The sequence below is a fragment of the Pseudomonas sp. rhizo66 genome (assembly GCF_031931925.1).
Classification (GTDB): Bacteria; Pseudomonadota; Gammaproteobacteria; order Pseudomonadales; family Pseudomonadaceae; genus Aquipseudomonas.
The window spans coordinates 1-20402 of the sequence record NZ_JAUJWZ010000002.1; the positions used below are offsets into that span (position 1 = coordinate 1).

Consider the following 20402-nt stretch of genomic DNA (forward strand, 5'->3'; position numbering starts at 1 on the left):
CTTTCAATCACTTGCGCATTGGCTAAAAAACAGCCAATCGCAGCTCTATATAGGAAGAAACCGCTGCGCCTCTATATAGAAGGAATGTTTACAGCACCCCAGCCGCCTTTAAATCAGCCACCGCACCCACGCCCATCCCCAACACCCGCTGCAAAACGTCCAGCGTATGCTCGCCCAACAAGGGTGGCGCCCGGTGATACTCGACCGGTGTCTGCGACAAACGAATAGGGCTGGCCACCTGAGGCACCATCCCCGCCAATGCATGCGGCATCTCTATTGCTAATCCACGCGCTTTGACCTGAGGATCTTCGAACACCTGCGACAGATCATTGATCGGCCCGCACGGCACACCCGCCTGCTCCAGCTGAGCAACCCATTCGGCAGTTGTCTTGAACACCGTGGCCTGGCGAATCAAAGGAATCAGCTCCGCTCGGTTCGCCACCCGCAGTTTATTGGTCGCGAACCGCGGATCATCCGCCCACTGCGGTTGCCCCGCCACTTCGGCAAACTTGCGGAACTGCCCGTCATTGCCCACGGTGAGGATGAAATCACCATCAGCCGTAGGAAAATCCTGATAAGGCACGATGTTCGGATGCGCATTGCCCAAGCGTTTCGGTGCATTGCCCGTCGTCAGGTAGTTCATCGCCTGGTTAGCCAGACACGCCACCTGCACATCGAGCAACGCCATATCAATGTGCTGACCACCGCCGTCATGGTCGCGATGTGCCAGTGCTGCGAGAATCGCTACCGTCGAATACAGACCGGTGAGAATATCGGTCAACGCGACACCGACCTTCACCGGTCCGGCGCCTTCATCACCCTCAGGACGCCCGGTCAGGCTCATCAGCCCACCCAAGCCCTGAATCATGAAGTCATAACCCGCGCGCTTGGCATACGGCCCGGTCTGACCAAAACCAGTGATCGAGCAGTAAATCAGATCAGGATTGATCGCCTTCAGCGACTCATAATCCAGACCATAAGCCGCGAGTCCACCGACCTTGAAGTTCTCGATGAGAATGTCCGACTTCGCTGCCAACTCCCGCACCAACTTTTGGCCTTCGGGACGCGTGAAGTCGATGGTCACCGATTGCTTGTTGCGGTTGGCCGACAAGTAGTAAGCCGCTTCCGACGTGTTTTCGCCATAAGCGTCTTTAAGGAAGGGCGGCCCCCAGGCGCGAGTGTCGTCACCATTACCCGGGCGCTCGACCTTGATCACCTCGGCGCCAAGGTCGGCGAGAATCTGCCCGGCCCACGGCCCGGCCAACACGCGCGATAAATCCAGTACCCGCAGATGCGACAGCGCGCCCATGGTCGCTCTCCTGTTAATAGAACGCTTGCAGACCGGTTTGCGCACGCCCAAGGATCAGCGCGTGAACGTCGTGAGTGCCTTCATAGGTATTCACCACCTCCAGGTTGACCAGATGACGGGCCACACCGAACTCATCGGAGATGCCGTTACCACCGAGCATGTCGCGCGCCATACGGGCGATATCCAGCGACTTGCCGCACGAGTTGCGCTTCATGATCGAAGTGATCTCGACCGCAGCAGTGCCCTCATCCTTCATACGACCCAGACGCAGGCAACCTTGCAAGGCCAGAGTGATCTCGGTCTGCATGTCGGCCAGTTTCTTCTGGATCAGTTGAGTGGCGGCCAGTGGGCGACCGAACTGCTGACGATCGAGGGTGTACTGACGAGCGGTGTGCCAGCAGAACTCAGCGGCACCCAGCGCGCCCCAGGAAATGCCATAGCGTGCGGAGTTGAGGCAAGTGAACGGCCCTTTCAGACCGCGCACATCCGGGAAGATGTTCTCTTCCGGCACAAAAACGTTGTCCATGACGATTTCACCAGTGATCGATGCGCGCAGACCGACTTTGCCGTGAATCGCTGGAGCGCTCAGGCCTTTCCAGCCTTTTTCCAGCACGAAGCCACGGATGTCGCCGGCATCGTCTTTAGCCCAGACCACGAACACATCGGCGATCGGGCTGTTGGTGATCCACATTTTCGCGCCGGTCAGGCTGTAGCCGCCGTCGACCTTACGTGCACGAGTGATCATCGCGCCCGGGTCGGAACCGTGGTTGGGTTCGGTCAGACCAAAGCAGCCGATCCATTCGCCGGAAGCCAGTTTCGGCAGGTATTTCTGTTTCTGCGCTTCAGTGCCGAACTCGTTGATCGGCACCATCACCAGCGACGACTGCACGCTCATCATCGAGCGGTAGCCGGAGTCGACACGCTCGACTTCACGGGCAATCAGACCGTAGCTGACATAGTTGAGACCGCTACCACCGTACTGCTCAGGAATGGTCGCGCCCAACAGGCCGACTTCGCCCATCTCGCGGAAGATCGCCGGATCGGTTTTCTCATGACGGAAGGCTTCAAGAACACGCGGTGCGAGGCTCTGTTGAGCAAACTGCTCGGCGGTGTCGCGGATCATGCGCTCCTCTTCGGTGAGCTGTTGATCCAGCAACAGGGGATCGATCCAGTTGAAGCTAGCTTTACCGCCCATGAGTGTGTCCTCGCAAATCGGGTGAATTAACGTGGCATTGATCCTAGGCGCGGTTCGTCATCGCGGCAAACGAGGATTTCGCATTCTGTTGTGCTAATTTCTCACTCCGAAACGTCGTGAAATGCCTTTTATGCGGCGCATTAGTGAGGTTGACGTACATGCGCAGAAAGATCCCCAGCACCACCGCCCTGATCAGTTTCGAAGCTGCCGCGCGCCACGAGAGCTTTACCCGCGCTGCCGAAGAACTTTCCCTCACCCAAGGCGCCATTTGCCGACAGATCGCCAGCCTTGAGGAGTTCCTCAGCGTGGAACTGTTCCGGCGCTCCCGACGTGGGGTAAAGCTGACCGAAGCGGGACTTTCCTACAGCCGCCGGGTCGCGACGCAACTCGATGCGGTCGAGCGTGACACACTGTCAGTGATGGGCCAGCAAGGCACCAATGTGATCGAACTGGCGGTGGTGCCAACCTTCGGCACCCAATGGCTACTGCCGCGGCTCAAGGATTTCCAGCTCAAGCACCCGGAAGTCACCGTCAATCTGACCAACCGCACCCGACCCTTTCTGTTTGCCGATACCGAATTCGATGCCGCGATCTACTTCGGTGACGCCGATTGGTCCGGTACCGAATCCCACAGGCTGATGGGCGAGAATCCGATGCCGGTGTGCAGTCCCGCCCTACTCGGCAACAAGACGCATCTGACTGCCGATGAGATTGCCGAGCTACCGCTGCTACAGCAGACCACGCGCCCTTACGCCTGGCGCCAATGGTTCAACTCGCAACACCTGAATATCCCCCGCGACATGACAGGACCGCGCTACGAGCTATTCTCCATGCTGGCCCAGGCAGCCATGCACGACATGGGCATTGCGCTGATTCCACCATTCCTGATTCAGCGCGAGCTGGCCGAGAAACGCCTGGTGATTGCCAACCCGCAGGCGCTCTCCAGTATCAAGGCCTACTACCTGATGATTCCCGAGCGAAAGGTCGAATCGGCGTCATTGAAGGCATTTCGCGACTGGCTGGTGACCCAGGCACAGAGCTACAGCCTTGAAGGACAAGGCTTACAGCGATAATTAACCCGGTAGTCAGGAAAATAAAAGCCCTACAGATATAACTATTTGTCGCAATTCCACTGACTGTATCCGAAAGTCGTACAGACGTCCCACAAGCGCCTGAATACGTGGCTTTGAGCCTTCATAGACGACGCATTACTGTCTATTCACGCCACCAATGAGAAATTTTTCCATATTCGGCCAGAATCCTTACAAGGCACGGCCTGCAAGGGATTGAGCTGGCCATCTGCGACATTCGGTCACGGGATGACTTGTAGTTAATTTTCCGTCACCCGTCATAATCCCTTGAAGGGCATAAAGTTCGCCTGCAAAATGCCGCGCCCCGCCCTGATTTGGCGGGATCGTGCTGATCGGCCGCCCCAGTCGCACCATCCGTAGTGCATGGGTTTACTCAATAAGATCACGCAGGAGATTTGACGTGCACATTGGTGTTCCTCTCGAAACCCAGACCGGTGAAACACGGGTTGCTGCAACCCCGGAAACCATTAAAAAGCTGATCAGCCAAGGTCATAAGGTCACTGTGCAAACCGGCGCCGGCGTTAAAGCCAGCGTTGTCGACAGTGCCTATGAAGCGGCAGGCGCGACCATTGGCAGTGCCAATGACGCGTTTGGCGCCGAGCTGATTCTCAAAGTGGTCGCGCCAAGCGATGCCGAACTGACGCTAATCAAGCGCGGTGCGGTGCTGGTCGGCATGCTCAACCCGTTCAACAACGAAACCATCGCAAAGATGGCCGAGTGCGGGATTACCGCGTTCGCCCTCGAAGCGGCACCGCGCACCTCGCGCGCGCAGAGTCTCGATGTGTTGTCGTCGCAGGCGAACATTGCCGGCTATAAGGCGGTGTTGCTGGCCGCTCACCATTACCCTCGCTTCATGCCAATGCTGATGACCGCCGCGGGCACCGTGAAAGCGGCGCGCGTGCTGATTCTCGGCGCCGGTGTGGCCGGGTTGCAGGCAATTGCCACGGCGAAACGTCTGGGTGCGGTGATCGAAGCGTCCGACGTACGTCCGGCCGTTAAGGAACAGATCGAATCCCTCGGCGCCAAGTTTGTCGACGTGCCTTACGAGACCGATGAAGAGCGTGAATGCGCCGTCGGTGTCGGCGGTTACGCGCGGCCGATGCCGGCGAGCTGGATGCAGCGTCAGGCGCAGGCAGTGCACGAACGCGCCAAGCAAGCTGACATTGTCATCACCACCGCGCTGATTCCGGGCCGCAAGGCACCGACGCTGTTGAGCGCGGACACCGTGGCGCAGATGAAACCGGGCTCGGTGGTCATCGACCTCGCCGCCGCTCAGGGCGGCAACTGCCCGCTGACCGTGGCCGACCAAGTCGTCGTCGAAAATGGCGTGACCATTTGCGGCCCGACCAACCTGGCCGGTGAAGTCGCAGCAGACGCTTCGGCACTGTACGCGCGCAACCTGCTGGACTTCCTCAAGCTGGTCTTCACCAAAGAAGGCCAGTTCGACGTCAACCTCGAAGACGATATCGTCGCCGCGTGCCTGATGTGCCGCGACGGCCAAGTCATCCGCAAAAACGCCTAAGCAGGGATTCAGACGATGGAAGAGCTTATCTCCCCCGGTATCTACAACCTGATCATCTTCGTGCTGGCGATTTATGTCGGTTACCACGTGGTCTGGAACGTTACACCTGCGCTGCACACACCGCTGATGGCCGTGACCAACGCGATCTCGGCGATCGTGATCGTCGGCGCCATGCTCGCGGCCGCACTGACCGTCACGCCGTTGGGCAAAACCATGGGCACCCTCGCCGTGGCGCTGGCTGCGGTCAACGTATTCGGTGGCTTCCTGGTCACCCGCCGCATGCTTGAAATGTTCAAGAAGAAAGCCCCGAAAGCAAAAGAAGAGGCGCCGAAGTAATGAGCATGAATCTCGTCACGACGCTCTACCTGATCGCGTCGATCTGCTTTATCCAGGCCCTCAAAGGTCTGTCGCACCCGACTACCTCGCGACGCGGCAACCTGTTCGGCATGCTTGGCATGGCGCTGGCCATTCTGACCACCGTCGGCCTCATCTATAAGTTGGGCGCTGAGCTGGCGACGGCCGGTATCGGTTACGTGATCGTCGGCCTGCTGGTCGGCGGCACTGCCGGTTCGATCATGGCCAAACGCGTTGAAATGACCAAGATGCCGGAACTGGTTGCCTTCATGCACAGCATGATCGGCCTCGCGGCGGTGTTCATTGCTATCGCTGCGGTGGTTGAGCCGCAATCGTTGGGTATCGTTAAACAGCTGGGCGACTCGATCCCGGCGGGCAACCGTCTGGAGCTGTTCCTCGGCGCTGCGATCGGTGCGATCACCTTCTCCGGTTCGGTGATTGCGTTCGGCAAGCTCTCGGGCAAGTACAAGTTCCGCCTGTTCCAAGGCGCACCGGTACAGTTTGCCGGTCAGCACAAGCTCAACGCGGTGCTGGGCCTGGCAACGCTGGCACTCGGCCTGACCTTTATGTTCACCGGTAACCTCACTGCGTTCGCGCTGATGCTGGCACTGGCGTTCGTGATGGGCGTGCTGATCATCATCCCGATTGGCGGCGCCGACATGCCGGTGGTGGTGTCGATGCTCAACAGCTATTCGGGCTGGGCTGCGGCCGGTATTGGCTTCTCGCTGAACAACTCGATGCTGATCATTGCCGGTTCGCTGGTGGGTTCGAGCGGTGCGATCCTCTCGTACATCATGTGCAAGGCGATGAACCGCTCCTTCTTTAATGTGCTGCTCGGCGGCTTCGGCAATACGGCCGATGCAGGCCCTGCCGGTGCGAAAGAAGCACGTCCGGTGAAATCCGGTTCTGCCGATGATGCGACCTTCCTGCTGACCAACGCGGACACCGTGATCATCGTGCCGGGCTACGGCTTGGCGGTTGCACGTGCGCAGCACGCCTTAAAAGAGTTGACCGAGAAGCTGACTCACCGCGGCGTGACCGTGAAGTACGCGATCCACCCGGTAGCCGGCCGTATGCCTGGCCACATGAACGTTCTGCTCGCCGAGGCCGAAGTGCCTTACGACCAGGTGTTCGAGATGGAAGACATCAACTCCGAGTTCGGCCAGGCTGACGTGGTGCTGGTGCTCGGCGCGAACGACGTGGTCAACCCGGCCGCAAAGAACGATCCGAAATCGCCGATTGCCGGCATGCCGATTCTCGAAGCGTTCAAGGCCAAGACCATCATCGTCAACAAGCGCTCGATGGCCAGCGGTTATGCCGGTCTGGACAACGAGCTGTTCTATCTGGACAAGACCATGATGGTGTTCGGCGACGCGAAGAAAGTCATCGAAGACATGGTTAAAGCGGTCGAGTAATTCCCCGCTGCAAGACCAAACGCCCCGACAAGTCGGGGCGTTTTTGTTTGCGCAAAACGTCGGACAACTTGCCGCGTTGTTGCAGATCCGGTAACGGTGTTTTACTTGAAACCCGCTGAATAGACGCCTCGTTTGCGACCTTGGTAGCGGGACAGGCGCCCGACAAATTCACTAGACTGCGCATCCTGCTACTCGTTGCCCGAGATAATAATCCATGTACCGTGACCGTATTCGCCTGCCTTCGTTGTTGGATAAAGTGATGAGCGCTGCCGACGCCGCCGCTCTGATTGAGGACGGCATGACCGTCGGCATGAGCGGTTTCACCCGCGCCGGCGAAGCCAAAGCCGTTCCCCACGCACTGGCCGAGCGGGCCAAGGTCACACCGCTGAAGATCAGCCTGATGACCGGCGCCAGCCTGGGCAACGACCTCGACAAGCAATTGACCGAAGCCGGCGTACTGTCGCGGCGCATGCCGTTCCAGGTCGACAGCACCTTGCGCAAGGCGATCAACGCCGGCGAAGTCATGTTCATCGACCAGCATCTGTCGGAAACCGTCGAGCAACTGCGCAACCAGCAGCTGAAACTGCCGGACATCGCAGTCATCGAAGCCGTTGCCATCACCGAGCAAGGCCACATCGTGCCGACCACCTCGGTGGGCAACTCGGCGAGCTTTGCAATATTCGCCAAACAAGTGATCGTCGAGATCAACCTGGCGCACAACGCCAACCTCGAAGGCCTGCATGACATCTATATCCCGACTTACCGCCCGACGCGCACGCCGATCCCGCTGGTAAAAGTCGACGACCGCATTGGCAGCACGGCGATTCCGATTCCGCCGGAGAAGATTGTCGCCATCGTTATTACCCAGCAGTCGGATTCGCCGTCCACCGTGTCGACTCCGGATGTCGACACCAACGCCATCGCCGAGCACCTGATCACTTTCTTCAAGCAGGAAGTCGACGCCGGTCGCATGACCAACAAGCTCGGCCCGTTGCAGGCCGGGATCGGTAACATCGCCAATGCGGTGATGTGCGGCCTTATCGATTCGCCGTTCGAAGACCTGACCATGTACTCCGAGGTGCTGCAGGACTCGACGTTCGACCTGATCGATGCGGGCAAGCTGAGCTTTGCCTCGGGCAGCTCGATCACCCTGTCGGAGCGGCGCAACAGCGACGTGTTCGGCAACCTGGAGAAGTACAAGGACAAACTCATACTGCGTCCGCAGGAGATCTCCAACCATCCGGAAGTCGTGCGCCGTCTCGGCATCATTGGCATCAACACAGCGCTGGAGTTTGACATCTACGGCAACGTCAACTCCACGCACGTTTGTGGCACGCGGATGATGAACGGCATCGGTGGTTCCGGCGACTTCGCACGCAACGCGCATTTGGCGGTGTTTGTGACTAAATCAATCGCCAAGGGCGGCGCGATTTCCAGCGTGGTGCCGATGGTCAGCCACGTTGACCATACCGAGCATGACGTCGACATTCTGGTGACCGAAGTGGGTCTGGCCGATTTGCGCGGTCTGGCGCCACGGGAGCGTGCGCGGGTGATCATCGATAACTGTGTGCACCCGGATTTCCGTCAAGCGCTAAATGATTACTTCACCAAGGCCTGTGCAATCGGGGGCCACACCCCGCACATCCTGCGTGAAGCGCTCAGCTGGCACATGAACCTGGAAGAAACCGGGCGCATGCTTGCGGTGTAATTCACCTAGATAAACCGCTGGCGCAAACACAGTTTTGCCCCAGCGGGTTTTGGCACACCTCCAGCCCGACAAAAACTGTACTGCTGTACCGGTCTTTTCCTACAGCAATCACCTACGGCTCTGATCAAATTGAGCTGAAATGCACCACTTTAGTGCTGACAGGTACAGTTTGTTCAATTTTGACCCGTACACCCCCTATAAACAGTTAACTGGTCACTCACAATACAGTTGAACTGTATCTAGAGAGACTAGGCAAACGAGAGGATCATGGGCACCAGTCAAACCACTACCTGATCCCGCCACAAGCGGAAGGATGTCAACCATGGAACGTACACTCAGTTCCGAACTGTTCTTCGAAGACAAAGCTGCAAAAACCCAGGCTTCCCTGCCTCTGCGCGTTATCGCCAACCTGATGTTGTGGCAGCGCCGCATCTCCAGCCGCCATCAACTGGCTCGCCTGGATTCGCGTCTGCTGGCTGACGCCGGTATCAGCGAAGCACAACGCTACGAAGAGCTGAGCAAGCCGTTCTGGCGCTAAGTAGCGTCGCTGGCTCTGGTCGTTAGACCCACCGCCAGCACCCCGAATTGAACAAAACAAAACCCGTCGTGGGAAACCACGACGGGTTTTGTCGTTTTGAGGCCTGGATACCTCAATACAGCCACCTGGATTGGCGACCAGTACAGTTAAAGCAAAACAAGATCTGAACAAGTACAATTTTACTCTGCTGTACCTGCCTCTTCTTCTGTCACAGGTTCAACATGACCTTCCGCCTTCATCGGCAAAAAGGAATACGTCATGAATGACTTACAGGATGTTTCAGGAAACTTCAGCCAACCCTACCCTCGCTCAAATCCTCTGCGTCGCCTGTTTCGAGGGCTTCGAGGTAGCCTGGAGAGAGCCAGAACCCGGCGTTTACTGGCTCAACTACCGAGTCGGGATCTCGCCGATCTGGGCCTCAGCCACGCCGATCGCCTCAATGAACTGGAGAAACCGTTCTGGCGCTAGCATTCTGCCCACTGTGCGAACCTTGCAAAGCCGGCCTAATATCCACGCAGAACGTGGCGAATGCTGTGTCACTGGCGTCTGACTCCTCAGATACCGAGCCACCTCTCTCTACGGTTTATCCACAGGAGTTACACCATGTCCCGTCTTCGTCTGCTCAGCGCTGCCGCCCTGCTGGCCGTGGCTGCCAACGCCAGCGCCACCAGCTTCATCGTCACCACCGACGCCGTTGTCGGTGCACTGAAGTCCTCGTCCGATGCCACCTCCGACGTCACCTCGTCGTTCCGCGACGACAAAATCGTCCTTGCCGCCCGTGACGACGCTGCCAGCTTCGTGGCCAGCGAAGGCGAAATCCGTGGGGTGAAGCTGGAAAGTGCACTGGATCACATCCGTCATCAGGCGCCACAGCTGCAAGCCACTGACGCACAGCTGGCTCAGGCTATCCTGACGATCTAAACGATCGCAGCCTTGCGGGACACGCCCGGCGTGTCCCGATGTTTCGGCGCTGGCTCTGGCCCGGGCATTGCGCTAGCCTTTGCGCTCGCCAACAATTAACGAGTCCAATGCGCTTTCTTCCAAATCTACTGTTTCCTTCCTTATTGTTTAGCGCCTGCTGGGCGACGTCGGTCGATGCCTTTGATGCTTTCAATGCGTCGACGCAGGGCACTGTGGTCAGCGGCTACGCCACCAGCATGGTGTCTTCCGCGCCTTTCGACCGTAAACTGCTGCTTGCCGCTCACGATGATGCAGCAGCGTTTGTTGCCAGCGACGGTGAATGGCGAGGTGCTCGTCTGGAATCCGCGCTGCATTACCTGCGCAAAACCCGGCCGAAACTTCATGTCAGCGACCTTGAACTGGCAGAGGCAATTCTCGTCCAATAGTTATCCTGTACCCCTGTAATCCTTGCCCTTCCGGAGTCGTTCCATGCGTAGCCCGCTGATTGCTGCCGCCCTTGGCCTGTTTTTGTTGGCCGACGTGGCCCAGGCGCACACCCTGGTAGCCACCAGTAACATCATCGTTCGTGCCTCCCAGCGCACCATCGATTTCACTTCCGACACCACCACTTCGATTCGCGATTCGAAAATCATCCGCGAAGCCCATGACGACGCCGCCAGTTTCGTCGCCACCAACGGTGATATCCGTGGCGCGCATCTGGAAGCTGCGCTCGACACCTTGCGTGCTCGCGTGCCGGAAGCGCGCGACGCCAGTGATCAGGTACTCGCCGAAGCCATCCTCGCACTGTGAAGTCACTCGGCACCTGGCTGCTGGCCGGGGCGTTGTTGTTGCTTGGCAACAGCGCCCACGCTGGCCTGCAACTGCGGCTCAAGACCGACGGTCTGAGCCCTGCCCAACAACAGGCCAGCCAGGCGCTGATCGATGAGGCGATGCAAAAGCTGCCGCCAAGCTTCATCGAACGGCTGGACCGACGCATCGATGTCGGCTGGACCGACGACATGCCCGCCAACGCCTATGGCCAAGCCACACTGGTCGCCGAACTTGATCTGAATCGCAAACTGCTTGCGAGTCTTACTGACGGCAGCGCAGCCAAAGAAAAAACCAATCGCCCCCACGGCACTGTGCGCCAGGAACTGCTCGCCACGGTGTTGCACGAAATCACCCACATTTATGATCGCGCGCGCCTATGGCCGAGTGCCGAGCGCACGCTGATCCAGCGTTGCAGCCGACGCTTCAACAGCGCCGGGTTGATCGGCATTCCTGATGAGTGTCGCGGCCAGAACGGCCGGCGTTTCACCCTCAGCGACGACCCGCGCCTGCTCGATCTCGCGGGTTGGCAGCAATACGTCGGCCGCCGTGGTGAGCGCGAACAGCACAACCGACAGATCGCGCGCAGCCCGGATCTGTACGAAATCTCCAGCCCGAAGGAGTTCGTCGCGGTCAACATGGAGTATTTCCTCCTCGACCCGAGCTACGCCTGCCGCCGCCCGGCGCTGTATCGTTATTTCCAGCAACACTTCGGCTGGGCGCCGCCGGCCAAGGACACCTGCAGCAAGACCTTCTCGTTCCTCAATGCCGGCAATGATTTCGCCAAGCAACCCTTGGGGCAAGTCGATCCGGAACGGGTCTATGCCGTCGATTACTTGCTCGCCGAGGCCAATCAGAACTGGGTCAGCCGCTGGGGCCACAGCATGTTGCGCCTGGTGATCTGCGCACCGGGTCGCCCACGGGGTCCGGACTGCCGGCTCGATCTCGATCAGCACCTGGTGCTGTCCTACCGCGCCTTTGTCGGCGACGTGCAGCTGTCGAGTTGGGACGGTCTGGTCGGCAAATACCCGTCACGCCTGTTCGTCCTGCCCTTGGCGCAGGTGATCGACGAATACACCAAGACCGAACTGCGCAGCCTCGCCTCGGTGCCGCTGAATCTTTCACGCGACGAGATCGAAGGCGTGGTCGAACACGCTGCCGAAATGCACTGGAGCTACGACGGCAACTACTTCTTCCTTTCCAACAACTGCGCCGTGGAAGGTCTGAAACTGTTGCGCAGCGGCAGCAATAACGCGCAGCTCACCGGCCTCGACAGCATCATGCCCAACGGCTTGCTGGAAGTGCTCAAGGGACGCGGTCTCGCCGATACCAGCGTATTGGATGATCCGAAAGAAGCACTGCGTCTGGGTTACCGCTTCGACTCGTTCCGCGATCGCTATCAAGCGATGTTCGATGTATTGAAGAAGCAATTGCCGATCAAACAGAACACCGTTGAGGAATGGCTTTCGCTGACAGCCGAAGAGCGTCGCGAGTGGTTCGAACGTGCCGACTTGCGTACCAGCGCCGCACTGCTGCTGTTGGAGCAGGCCAGTTATCGACGCCAATTGCTACTGGCTCAGGATGAGGTCAAGCAGCGTTACCTCGGCGCGCGCGAGCTGGAAAACGGCGGCATGGACAAGGCCAACGCGACCTTGCAGGAAATTCTCGCCAACAGCGGCTTCCTCAGTCGTCCGGCGGAATTGCTCGATTCCAAGGGTTACGGATTGCCGCAGCCGACCGAGTTCAGTCGACTCGAGGCGGAGAGCAGTCAGCGGCAGAAGAAGCTGCTGGCGCTGTCCGGTGATCTGGATGCAGAAGTGCGCAAATTGCTGGAACCGAAGCGGGCCGCGGAGATTGCGGCCAGTGAGGAAAATGTGAAGCAGATCGGCGCGCATCTGCGCAAACTGCACAAGGCCTCCGGCGGATTGGAGTTGCCCTGAAAAAAAGACCGCAGCCAGTAGCTGCGGTCTTTTTTATTGCCTGCAGATCAGTACAAAACCCCATCGAGAATTTCGTAGACGATCCCGGTGCCCACCGCGATCAGCACGATGTCACCCCCCGCCCGGCGCCATTCGTAACCCGGATACACCGGCAAACGACCTAACGCCCGTTTATCCAGACGCTCGCCGTAATAGCCGTGCGGCAACGGCCGGCCACGCTCCAGATGAATCCCCGGCGGTGGCGGTGCACCGCGGACAAAGTAGCCATGATTATCACGAATGGTCTGACGTACCGGTCCGAAGTCGCGAGGCGGTGGGCCGCCACGGTGGTCGTTCTGTGGGCCACGGTGGTCGTCGCCGCGGTTATCGAAATGGCCCTGCTGCGGGCCGCCGTGGTCGTGATCATCGCGCGGATCGGCGCTGGCCAGCAGTGGTGTCGCACTGATCATCAGTACGCCCAGTCCGGTAATCAGACGTTTCGGCATTTTCATCGGGTCTTTCCTCACGGCACAAACAGCAAAAAGGGATTCAGAACGTGGTTCTGAATCCCTCGGTCTTGCTCGATTAGTCTGTGCCGCGAGGCGCTAATTCCTCTGTATCAGGAACTTTACCTTCAGCTGACGCGGGCCTTACGCACACCTTCGGAGAGTGCCGAGCACAGGCTCAACACGCCGTCGATGGCCTGGTCGGGTGTGGTCGCGTTGGCGATGTGATCGATCAATGCCGAGCCCACCACCACACCGTCGGCCAGGCGCGCGATGGACGCCGCCTGCTCTGGTGTACGGATACCGAAACCGATGCTGATCGGCAGATCGGTATGACGACGCAGACGGGTCACCGCCTCTTCAACGTGCTCCAGCGTCGCCGCGCCGGCACCAGTGACACCAGCCACCGACACGTAGTAAACAAAACCGGAGCTGCCATTGAGTACCTTCGGCAGACGCGCATCGTCGGTGGTCGGCGTGGTCAGACGGATGAAGTCCAGACCGGCAGCCTGCGCCGGGTCGCACAGCTCGGCGTTGTGCTCAGGCGGCATGTCGACCACGATCAGGCCATCGACGCCGGCCTCTTTCGCCTCGGCGATGAAGCGCTCAACGCCGTACATGTGGATCGGGTTGAAGTAGCCCATCAGCACCAGCGGGGTGTCGCTGTTGCCTTCACGGAATTCGCGAACCATTTGCAGGGTTTTCACCAGGTTCTGCTTGGCGCCCAAGGCACGGATGTTCGCCAGTTGAATCGCCGGGCCGTCGGCCATCGGGTCGGTGAACGGCATGCCCAACTCGATCACGTCGGCGCCAGCACCCGGCAAGCCTTTGAGGATCGCCAGCGAGGTGTCGTAGTCCGGATCACCGGCGGTGACGAAGGTCACCAGCGCGGCGCGGTTCTGTTCCTTGAGGTCGGCAAAACGGGTTTGCAGGCGGCTCATCAGTGTTTCTCCTGCTGGGACTGTTCCATATGGTGCATGACGGTCTGCATGTCTTTGTCGCCACGGCCGGAGAGGTTGACCACCATCAGGTGATCCTTCGGCAGCTTCGGTGCACGTTTGAACACTTCGGCGAGGGCGTGGGCGCTTTCCAGGGCAGGAATGATGCCTTCCAGGCGGCAGCACTTGTGGAACGCATCCAGCGCTTCGTCGTCAGTCACCGAGGTGTACTGAACGCGGCCGATGTCATGCAACCAGGCGTGTTCCGGGCCGATGCCTGGGTAGTCGAGGCCGGCGGAAATCGAGTGGGCGTCGATGATCTGGCCATCGTCGTCCTGCAGCAGGAAGGTGCGGTTGCCGTGCAATACACCCGGAACGCCACCATTCAGGCTCGCCGCGTGCTTGCCGGTTTCGATGCCGTAACCGGCAGCTTCGACGCCGATGATCTCAACGCTCTTGTCGTCGAGGAACGGGTGGAACAGGCCCATCGCATTGGAGCCGCCACCGATGCACGCCACCAGGCTGTCCGGCAGACGACCTTCCTGCGCTTGCAACTGATCGCGGGTTTCCTTGCCGATCACGGCCTGGAAGTCGCGAACCATTGCCGGGTAAGGGTGCGGGCCGGCCACGGTGCCGATCAGGTAGAACGTGTTGTCGACGTTGGTCACCCAGTCACGCAGCGCTTCGTTCATCGCATCTTTCAGGGTGCCGGTGCCGGCCACGACCGGAATCACTTCAGCGCCCAGCAGCTTCATGCGGAAGACGTTGGCCTGCTGACGTTCGATATCAGTGGTGCCCATGTAGATCACGCAATCCAGACCGAAACGCGCAGCGACGGTGGCAGTGGCCACGCCGTGCATGCCGGCGCCGGTCTCGGCGATGATGCGTTTCTTGCCCATGCGCCGCGCCAGCAGGATCTGGCCGATGCAGTTGTTGATCTTGTGCGCGCCGGTGTGGTTCAGCTCTTCGCGCTTGAGGTAGATCTTCGCGCCGCCGCAGAACTCGGTCAGGCGTTCGGCGAAATACAACGGGCTCGGACGTCCGACGTAGTCACGCTGGAAGTAGGCCAATTCTTCTTTGAACGCCGGATCTTCCTTGGCCGCTTCGTATTCGCGGGCCAGATCGAGGATCAACGGCATCAGGGTTTCTGCCACGTAGCGGCCACCGAACGAGCCGAACAGGCCGTTGGCGTCAGGGCCATTACGCAGATCAGAGGTGTTCGAAGTCTGGGTCATGAGTCGCTCCAGGTGAATTCGGGTGAGAAGACAATGACGACCACTCTACCCCTGACCTTCTAAGCTGAAAACCGATAAGATCGCCACAACCTGTCAGGAAAACTCACAGATACCATGAGCCACGACCTTCCTCCGCTGAACGCCTTGCGCGCGTTCGAAGCAACCGCCCGAATGAACAGCGTCAGTCAGGCCGCCGAACAATTGCACGTCACCCATGGCGCAGTCAGTCGTCAGCTCAAGGTGCTGGAAGAGCACTTGGGCGTCAGTCTGTTCGTCAAGGATGGTCGCGGCTTGAAACTCACAGATGCCGGTGTGCGTTTACGCGATGCCAGCGGCGACGCGTTTGACCGGTTGCGCAGTGTTTGCGCGGAGCTGACGCAGAGTACCGCCGATGCGCCGTTCGTCTTGGGATGCTCTGGAAGCCTGTTGGCGCGCTGGTTTATTCCGCGTCTGGGGCGATTGAATGCTGATCTCCCGGACTTGCGCCTACACCTGTCAGCCGGTGAAGGCGATCTCGACCCTCGCCGTCCGGGACTGGACGCTTTACTGCTGTTCGCCGAACCACCGTGGCCGGCGGACATGCAGGTCTATGAGCTGGCGGCAGAACGCATCGGTCCGGTCATGAGTCCGCTGTTCAGCAGCTATCAACGTCTGCAAACCGCGCCAGCCTCGGCCCTGCTAAACGAACCCTTGCTGCACACCACTTCGCGCCCGCAAGCCTGGCCAAGCTGGGCACAACAGAACCACCTCGACGCCAAAGCGCTGAAGTCAGGACAGGGTTTCGAGCATTTGTATTACTTGCTGGAAGCAGCAGTGGCAGGTCTTGGCGTGGCCATCGCGCCGGAGCCGCTGGTGACGGAAGATTTGAAGGCTGGTCGCCTGGTTGCGCCATGGGGCTTCTGTGAAACCCCGGCGCAACTGGCGTTGTGGCTACCCAAGCGCGCCGCGGACGGGCGCGCCCGTCAACTGGCGCAATGGCTCAAGAACGAGCTGCGCCAGAGCGATCACTCGCCGCGCTTGAACAGCAAGTAAGCCGCAAGCAGACCGATCGCACCGACCGCCACACCGGCCGTCGTCCACGGGTGTTCCTGAGCGTAATCACGGGTGGCAATCCCGGTTTCGCGGGTTTTCACTTTGACTTCTTCATAGGCATCACTGAGCAGGTGGCGCGAGTGTTTCAGCGCACTTTCGGCATTGCTTTTCAGCGCCTTGAGGGTCTTGCGCGACTCGTCCGAAGCGTCGTCCTTCAAGCTTTCCAACGATTTGAGCAGACTCTCGATCTCGGCTTCCATGCTTTGCAACGAGGCTTTACGTAAAGAGGTGTTGGCCATGGTGGCTCTCCTGCATTGGTAATGAGTGACGTGTGTTGGTTGGGACTTCAGCGGTTTGAGAAAGTGCAGAAAATCTGAACTTCGCCTGCTCAGCGCCGCCGAAATCAACAGTGCAGATTCACTGCTAGTCTCAATTCCACACGCCTAGGAGATCGTTATGAGTGACCATCACACGTACAAGAAAGTCGAGCTGGTCGGTTCGTCCACCAGCAGCATCGAAGACGCCATCAACAACGCAATTGCTGAAGCAAACAAGACCATTCGCAACCTGGAATGGTTTGAAGTCACCGAGACCCGTGGCCATATCAAGGACGGCAAGGCAGCGCACTTTCAGGTGACGTTGAAAGTCGGCTTCAAGATTGCCAGCAGCTGAGTTTGGTCTAGTCTTCTGAACTTGCGCGCTGGCCGAGTGCCATAGGAATGGCAAAGCGCTACAGGGTGGGTGCATCGGGTCGACGCTCGATGCCCGCCTCTTTTAATCCGACCAGGGAGTGCGACCGATGAAGAAGTTCATGTTGGCAGTAGGTTTGTTGAGCCTTGCGGGTGGTGCGTTTGCTGCCGGCAAGCCATGTGAAGAGCTGAAAAGCGAGATTGCGGCGAAGCTGGATGCCAAGGGCGTTTCCGGGTATTCGCTGGAGATTGTCGATAAGGGCGCAGCGGCTGGCGGCGACGTCGTCGGTACCTGCGAAGGCGGAACCAAGGAAATCGTCTACAAGCGCGGTTGATTGCGCCTGAAATACAAAAGCCGACGTGAAGGCGTCGGCTTTTTTGTGTCTGAAAGTTTTGTGGTGTGTTTGAGATTGATCCCCCTCACCCCAGCCCTCTCCCCCAGAGGGGCGAGGGGGAAAGGGAGCAGATCGGGGGTTGTTCAGAACCTGAGTACGACTGGAGTTTTCAGGTCGATGTTGGGCGCAAGAACACCTCGGTCAGTCCCCTCTCCCTCCGGGAGAGGGCTAGGGTGAGGGTGTTTTTTGGCCTTTCAGCCCTTCATCACCTGCGCCAACAACTCGTAGGAATGCACACGATCAGCGTGTTCGTAGAGATCACTGGTAAAAATCAGCTCATCCGCCTGGGTCTGCTCAATCAGCACCTCCAGCTTCGCGCGGATCTTCTGCGGGCCACCCACCATCGCCAGCCCAAGGAAATCCCCCACCGCCTCACGCTCATGCGGCAGCCACAGGCCGTCCATGCTTTTCACCGGCGGACGCTGCACCAGGCTCTGCCCACGCATCAACGCGAGAATGCGCTGGTACACCGATGTCGCCAGGTAATCGGCTTGCTCATCGGTGTCCGCTGCCACCAAAGGCACGCCGAGCATCACGTAAGGCTTGTCGAGCACCGCCGACGGCTTGAAGTGATTGCGATAAACGCGGATCGCCTCGTGCATGAAGCGCGGGGCGAAATGCGAGGCGAAGGCGTACGGCAAGCCGCGCTCACCGGCCAGTTGGGCACTGAACAGACTGGAACCCAGCAACCAGATCGGCACATTGGTGCCGGTGCCCGGCATCGCGATCACGCGCTGATCCGGGGTACGCGGGCCGAGGTAGCGCACCAGTTCGGCGACGTCTTCCGGGAAGTCATCAGCGCTGCCGGAGCGCTCGCGGCGCAGAGCACGGGCTGTCATCTGATCGGAACCGGGCGCGCGGCCCAGACCGAGGTCGATCCGGCCCGGATACAGACTTTCGAGGGTGCCGAACTGCTCGGCGATGACCAGCGGCGCATGGTTGGGCAGCATCACGCCGCCGGAGCCGACACGAATCGTCGACGTACCACCAGCCAGATAGCCGAGCAATACCGACGTCGCAGAACTGGCGATGCCGTCCATGTTGTGGTGTTCGGCCACCCAGAACCGCGTGTAGCCGAATTTCTCGACGTGCTGCGCCAGATCCAGCGAGTTGCGCAACGATTGCGCCGGGCTGCCGTTTTCGCGCACCGGTACCAGATCGAGGGTGGAAAATTTTACGTCGGACAGTTGTTTCATAAACCTGCGTCTCCGAGTGAGGAGGCAGGCTTTTCTTGCAAACGAAAACCTGCCAAATCCATAAGCGTGTTTTGTGCAATGAGGGCATATACCCGAGTTTCAATAGCAGCGATGAAATTTCCTACTAAAAAAGTCAACGATTCAGCCGGGCTGAACTTTGCTGCGGCGTCTATCCTCAGAAGCCTTGCAAGCAAAACCACGACGACGCGGCGTTTCCGCGTCAGATCTTGAGGAGGCAGACATGGCTATCGTGAAGAAAGCATCCGCACATTGGGCAGGCGATCTGAAAACCGGCATTGGCTCGATCTCCACCGAAACCGGTGTCCTCAGAGAAGCACCGTACGGCTTCAAGGCCCGCTTCGAGGGTGGCAAGGGCACCAACCCGGAGGAACTCATCGGTGCCGCGCATGCCGGCTGTTTTTCCATGGCGTTTTCGATGATTCTGGGCGATGCGGGGCTGAAGGCCGACAGCATCGACACTCAGGCTGAAGTGACCCTCGATCAGGTAGAGGGCGGGTTCGCGATCACGGCGGTGAAGCTGATTCTCAAGGCGAAAATCCCGGGGGCGACGCAGGCGCAGTTCGAAGAACTGAGCAACAAGGCCAAGGAAGGGTGCCCGGTGTCCAAGGTACTTAATGCGAAGATTACGCTAGACGCTTCGCTGGTCAGCTAATTTGTCGCTGACCGGTCTGACGCTATCGCGAGCAGGCTCACTCCTACAGTTGATCTCCAGCGGACACAATTATTGTGAGCGACGAAGATCCCCTGTAGGAGTGAGTCTGCTCGCGATAGCCATCTGCAGATCAACCAAGGTTTGAAACCTTCAACACAAGTTGTGAGCGAAGTCAGAACCCTCGCTGTAAAAGTATGGTCGAATCAATGACAGCAGCTTCAGCGCACGCCCGTGCGCGCTGCCTCAGGGAGCTTCACTCATGAAACGTATTGGCTTGGCGATTCTCTGCAGTGCACTGGCCACCTCGGTAATTGCGGCACCCAAAGACTGCGAAGAACTCAAGAAAGAGATCGAAATCAAGATTCAGGCTAAAGCAGTGCCGTCCTATACACTGGAAATCGTAACCAAGGAAGAAGCTGCGAAACATGACATCGCCATGGTGGTCGGTTCATGTGAGAACGGCACCAAAGCGATCATCTACCAGAAAAACGACAGCTGAAACATTTCACATGATGCAGTTGTAGTCACGATCTTCGGCAACGATTTCGCGCTTGGCGTTGTACAGCCGGGCACTCGGAGTGAACCCCAGCGAACGCCCCTCCAGCACATAACGCTGCCCGGCCTCGAAATGGTCATAGCGGATGTACAGATAGCACAGCCGCTCCACCGGGCCGTTCATCAAGCTGCCGCCACCACCAAACACTTCGAAATCGAACCGCACGCGCAGTTCGTGACTGCCGGGGGTGACCTGAAAGTAGCGCCCGTCATTCAGTCGCTGTTTGTCGAGACGCTCGGCCATCAGCACTTTACCGCCGGGTGTCGGCGTCGAAAAATCGACCCAGGCCATGTGCGGATCGGCCGGGGGCAAAGGCGTCTGACAACCGGCCAAAAGACCGGCAGCGAGCAACAACAGCAACTGGCGCATGATGAATATCCACGGATGTGAATCCTCAGCATAG

24 protein-coding genes are annotated in these 20402 nt (G+C 59.0%); 16 read left to right on the top strand and 8 right to left on the bottom strand.

Features of this window, described 5'->3' with window-relative positions; all coding sequences use genetic code 11:
• Window positions 1-88 precede the first annotated feature (88 nt).
• Both QZR14_RS01990 and QZR14_RS01995 read right to left on the bottom strand, forming a co-directional pair.
• On the bottom strand, window positions 89-1309 hold the full coding sequence (locus QZR14_RS01990; RefSeq protein ID WP_311995777.1) for a CaiB/BaiF CoA transferase family protein: 1221 nt from the start codon (window positions 1307-1309) through the stop codon (window positions 89-91).
• Window positions 1310-1322: 13 nt separating this feature from the next.
• Window positions 1323-2504 carry an acyl-CoA dehydrogenase gene (locus tag QZR14_RS01995; protein ID WP_007953903.1) on the bottom strand — a complete coding sequence of 394 codons (1182 nt, stop codon included), beginning with the start codon at window positions 2502-2504 and terminating at the stop codon, window positions 1323-1325.
• Between the two features lie 158 nt (window positions 2505-2662).
• Here QZR14_RS01995 and QZR14_RS02000 point away from each other — a divergent pair, with 158 nt between their 5' ends.
• The 11 genes from QZR14_RS02000 to QZR14_RS02050 all read left to right on the top strand — a co-directional run bounded on the left by QZR14_RS02000 (window position 2663) and on the right by QZR14_RS02050 (window position 12800).
• Window positions 2663-3577, top strand: a complete 915-nt coding sequence (locus QZR14_RS02000; RefSeq protein WP_311995778.1) for a LysR family transcriptional regulator — start codon at window positions 2663-2665, stop codon at window positions 3575-3577.
• Window positions 3578-3995: 418 nt separating this feature from the next.
• A complete protein-coding gene (locus tag QZR14_RS02005) occupies window positions 3996-5117 on the top strand; it encodes a Re/Si-specific NAD(P)(+) transhydrogenase subunit alpha (RefSeq protein ID WP_250605484.1) in 1122 nt (373 codons plus the stop codon).
• A gap of 15 nt (window positions 5118-5132) precedes the next feature.
• Window positions 5133-5453, top strand: a complete 321-nt coding sequence (locus tag QZR14_RS02010) for an NAD(P) transhydrogenase subunit alpha (protein ID WP_003220416.1) — start codon at window positions 5133-5135, stop codon at window positions 5451-5453.
• Window positions 5453-6886 carry an NAD(P)(+) transhydrogenase (Re/Si-specific) subunit beta gene (locus QZR14_RS02015; protein ID WP_007911651.1) on the top strand — a complete coding sequence of 478 codons (1434 nt, stop codon included), beginning with the start codon at window positions 5453-5455 and terminating at the stop codon, window positions 6884-6886. The genes QZR14_RS02010 and QZR14_RS02015 overlap by 1 nt, the downstream gene beginning before the upstream one ends.
• A gap of 214 nt (window positions 6887-7100) precedes the next feature.
• Window positions 7101-8594, top strand: a complete 1494-nt coding sequence (locus QZR14_RS02020) for an acetyl-CoA hydrolase/transferase family protein (RefSeq protein ID WP_250605486.1) — start codon at window positions 7101-7103, stop codon at window positions 8592-8594.
• 322 nt (window positions 8595-8916) lie between these two features.
• Entirely contained in the window at window positions 8917-9132 is a 216-nt protein-coding gene (locus QZR14_RS02025) for a DUF1127 domain-containing protein (protein WP_003220409.1), read from the top strand.
• A gap of 258 nt (window positions 9133-9390) precedes the next feature.
• On the top strand, window positions 9391-9600 hold the full coding sequence (locus tag QZR14_RS02030) for a DUF1127 domain-containing protein (protein ID WP_250605487.1): 210 nt from the start codon (window positions 9391-9393) through the stop codon (window positions 9598-9600).
• A gap of 135 nt (window positions 9601-9735) precedes the next feature.
• Window positions 9736-10053, top strand: a complete 318-nt coding sequence (locus tag QZR14_RS02035; protein ID WP_007911658.1) for a DUF2388 domain-containing protein — start codon at window positions 9736-9738, stop codon at window positions 10051-10053.
• Between the two features lie 107 nt (window positions 10054-10160).
• Window positions 10161-10478: a DUF2388 domain-containing protein gene (locus QZR14_RS02040; RefSeq protein WP_250605488.1), complete on the top strand. Its 318-nt coding sequence runs from the start codon at window positions 10161-10163 to the stop codon at window positions 10476-10478.
• A 43-nt stretch (window positions 10479-10521) separates the two neighbouring features.
• A complete protein-coding gene (locus QZR14_RS02045) occupies window positions 10522-10842 on the top strand; it encodes a DUF2388 domain-containing protein (protein ID WP_250605489.1) in 321 nt (106 codons plus the stop codon).
• On the top strand, window positions 10839-12800 hold the full coding sequence (locus QZR14_RS02050) for a DUF7844 domain-containing protein (RefSeq protein WP_311995779.1): 1962 nt from the start codon (window positions 10839-10841) through the stop codon (window positions 12798-12800). Before QZR14_RS02045 ends, QZR14_RS02050 begins: the two co-directional genes overlap by 4 nt.
• A gap of 47 nt (window positions 12801-12847) precedes the next feature.
• On the opposite strand, the gene QZR14_RS02055 is transcribed toward QZR14_RS02050, so the two are convergent.
• The 3 genes from QZR14_RS02055 to trpB all read right to left on the bottom strand — a co-directional run bounded on the left by QZR14_RS02055 (window position 12848) and on the right by trpB (window position 15458).
• Window positions 12848-13291, bottom strand: a complete 444-nt coding sequence (locus QZR14_RS02055; RefSeq protein WP_311995780.1) for an anti-virulence regulator CigR family protein — start codon at window positions 13289-13291, stop codon at window positions 12848-12850.
• A gap of 122 nt (window positions 13292-13413) precedes the next feature.
• Window positions 13414-14226 carry a tryptophan synthase subunit alpha gene (gene trpA / locus QZR14_RS02060; protein WP_250605492.1) on the bottom strand — a complete coding sequence of 271 codons (813 nt, stop codon included), beginning with the start codon at window positions 14224-14226 and terminating at the stop codon, window positions 13414-13416.
• Window positions 14226-15458, bottom strand: coding sequence for a tryptophan synthase subunit beta (gene trpB / locus QZR14_RS02065; protein WP_123455086.1), 1233 nt, complete (start codon window positions 15456-15458; stop codon window positions 14226-14228). Before trpB ends, trpA begins: the two co-directional genes overlap by 1 nt.
• 114 nt (window positions 15459-15572) lie before the next feature.
• Between trpB and QZR14_RS02070 the strand changes: the two genes are divergently transcribed.
• On the top strand, window positions 15573-16490 hold the full coding sequence (locus tag QZR14_RS02070; protein WP_311995781.1) for a LysR family transcriptional regulator: 918 nt from the start codon (window positions 15573-15575) through the stop codon (window positions 16488-16490).
• Here the strand turns inward: QZR14_RS02070 and QZR14_RS02075 are convergent.
• Window positions 16463-16789: a DUF883 family protein gene (locus QZR14_RS02075; protein WP_007911686.1), complete on the bottom strand. Its 327-nt coding sequence runs from the start codon at window positions 16787-16789 to the stop codon at window positions 16463-16465. The two genes, QZR14_RS02070 and QZR14_RS02075, sit on opposite strands and share 28 nt — an antisense overlap.
• Window positions 16790-16946: 157 nt before the next feature.
• On the opposite strand from QZR14_RS02075, the gene QZR14_RS02080 reads away from it, so the two are divergent.
• Both QZR14_RS02080 and QZR14_RS02085 read left to right on the top strand, forming a co-directional pair.
• Window positions 16947-17162, top strand: coding sequence for a dodecin (locus QZR14_RS02080; protein ID WP_016985551.1), 216 nt, complete (start codon window positions 16947-16949; stop codon window positions 17160-17162).
• A gap of 127 nt (window positions 17163-17289) precedes the next feature.
• Complete coding sequence (locus QZR14_RS02085) at window positions 17290-17514, top strand: DUF1161 domain-containing protein (protein ID WP_007911690.1); 225 nt, start codon at window positions 17290-17292, stop codon at window positions 17512-17514.
• A gap of 254 nt (window positions 17515-17768) precedes the next feature.
• Here the strand turns inward: QZR14_RS02085 and QZR14_RS02090 are convergent, their stop codons facing one another.
• Complete coding sequence (locus QZR14_RS02090) at window positions 17769-18770, bottom strand: LLM class flavin-dependent oxidoreductase (RefSeq protein ID WP_311995782.1); 1002 nt, start codon at window positions 18768-18770, stop codon at window positions 17769-17771.
• A 241-nt stretch (window positions 18771-19011) separates the two neighbouring features.
• Here QZR14_RS02090 and QZR14_RS02095 point away from each other — a divergent pair, with 241 nt between their 5' ends.
• Window positions 19012-19443 carry an OsmC family protein gene (locus tag QZR14_RS02095; protein ID WP_127925340.1) on the top strand — a complete coding sequence of 144 codons (432 nt, stop codon included), beginning with the start codon at window positions 19012-19014 and terminating at the stop codon, window positions 19441-19443.
• 259 nt (window positions 19444-19702) lie between these two features.
• Window positions 19703-19942 carry a DUF1161 domain-containing protein gene (locus QZR14_RS02100; RefSeq protein WP_007911697.1) on the top strand — a complete coding sequence of 80 codons (240 nt, stop codon included), beginning with the start codon at window positions 19703-19705 and terminating at the stop codon, window positions 19940-19942.
• A gap of 6 nt (window positions 19943-19948) precedes the next feature.
• Here the strand turns inward: QZR14_RS02100 and QZR14_RS02105 are convergent, their stop codons facing one another.
• On the bottom strand, window positions 19949-20368 hold the full coding sequence (locus tag QZR14_RS02105) for a PA0061/PA0062 family lipoprotein (protein WP_007911699.1): 420 nt from the start codon (window positions 20366-20368) through the stop codon (window positions 19949-19951).
• Between the last annotated feature and the right edge of the window lie 34 nt (window positions 20369-20402).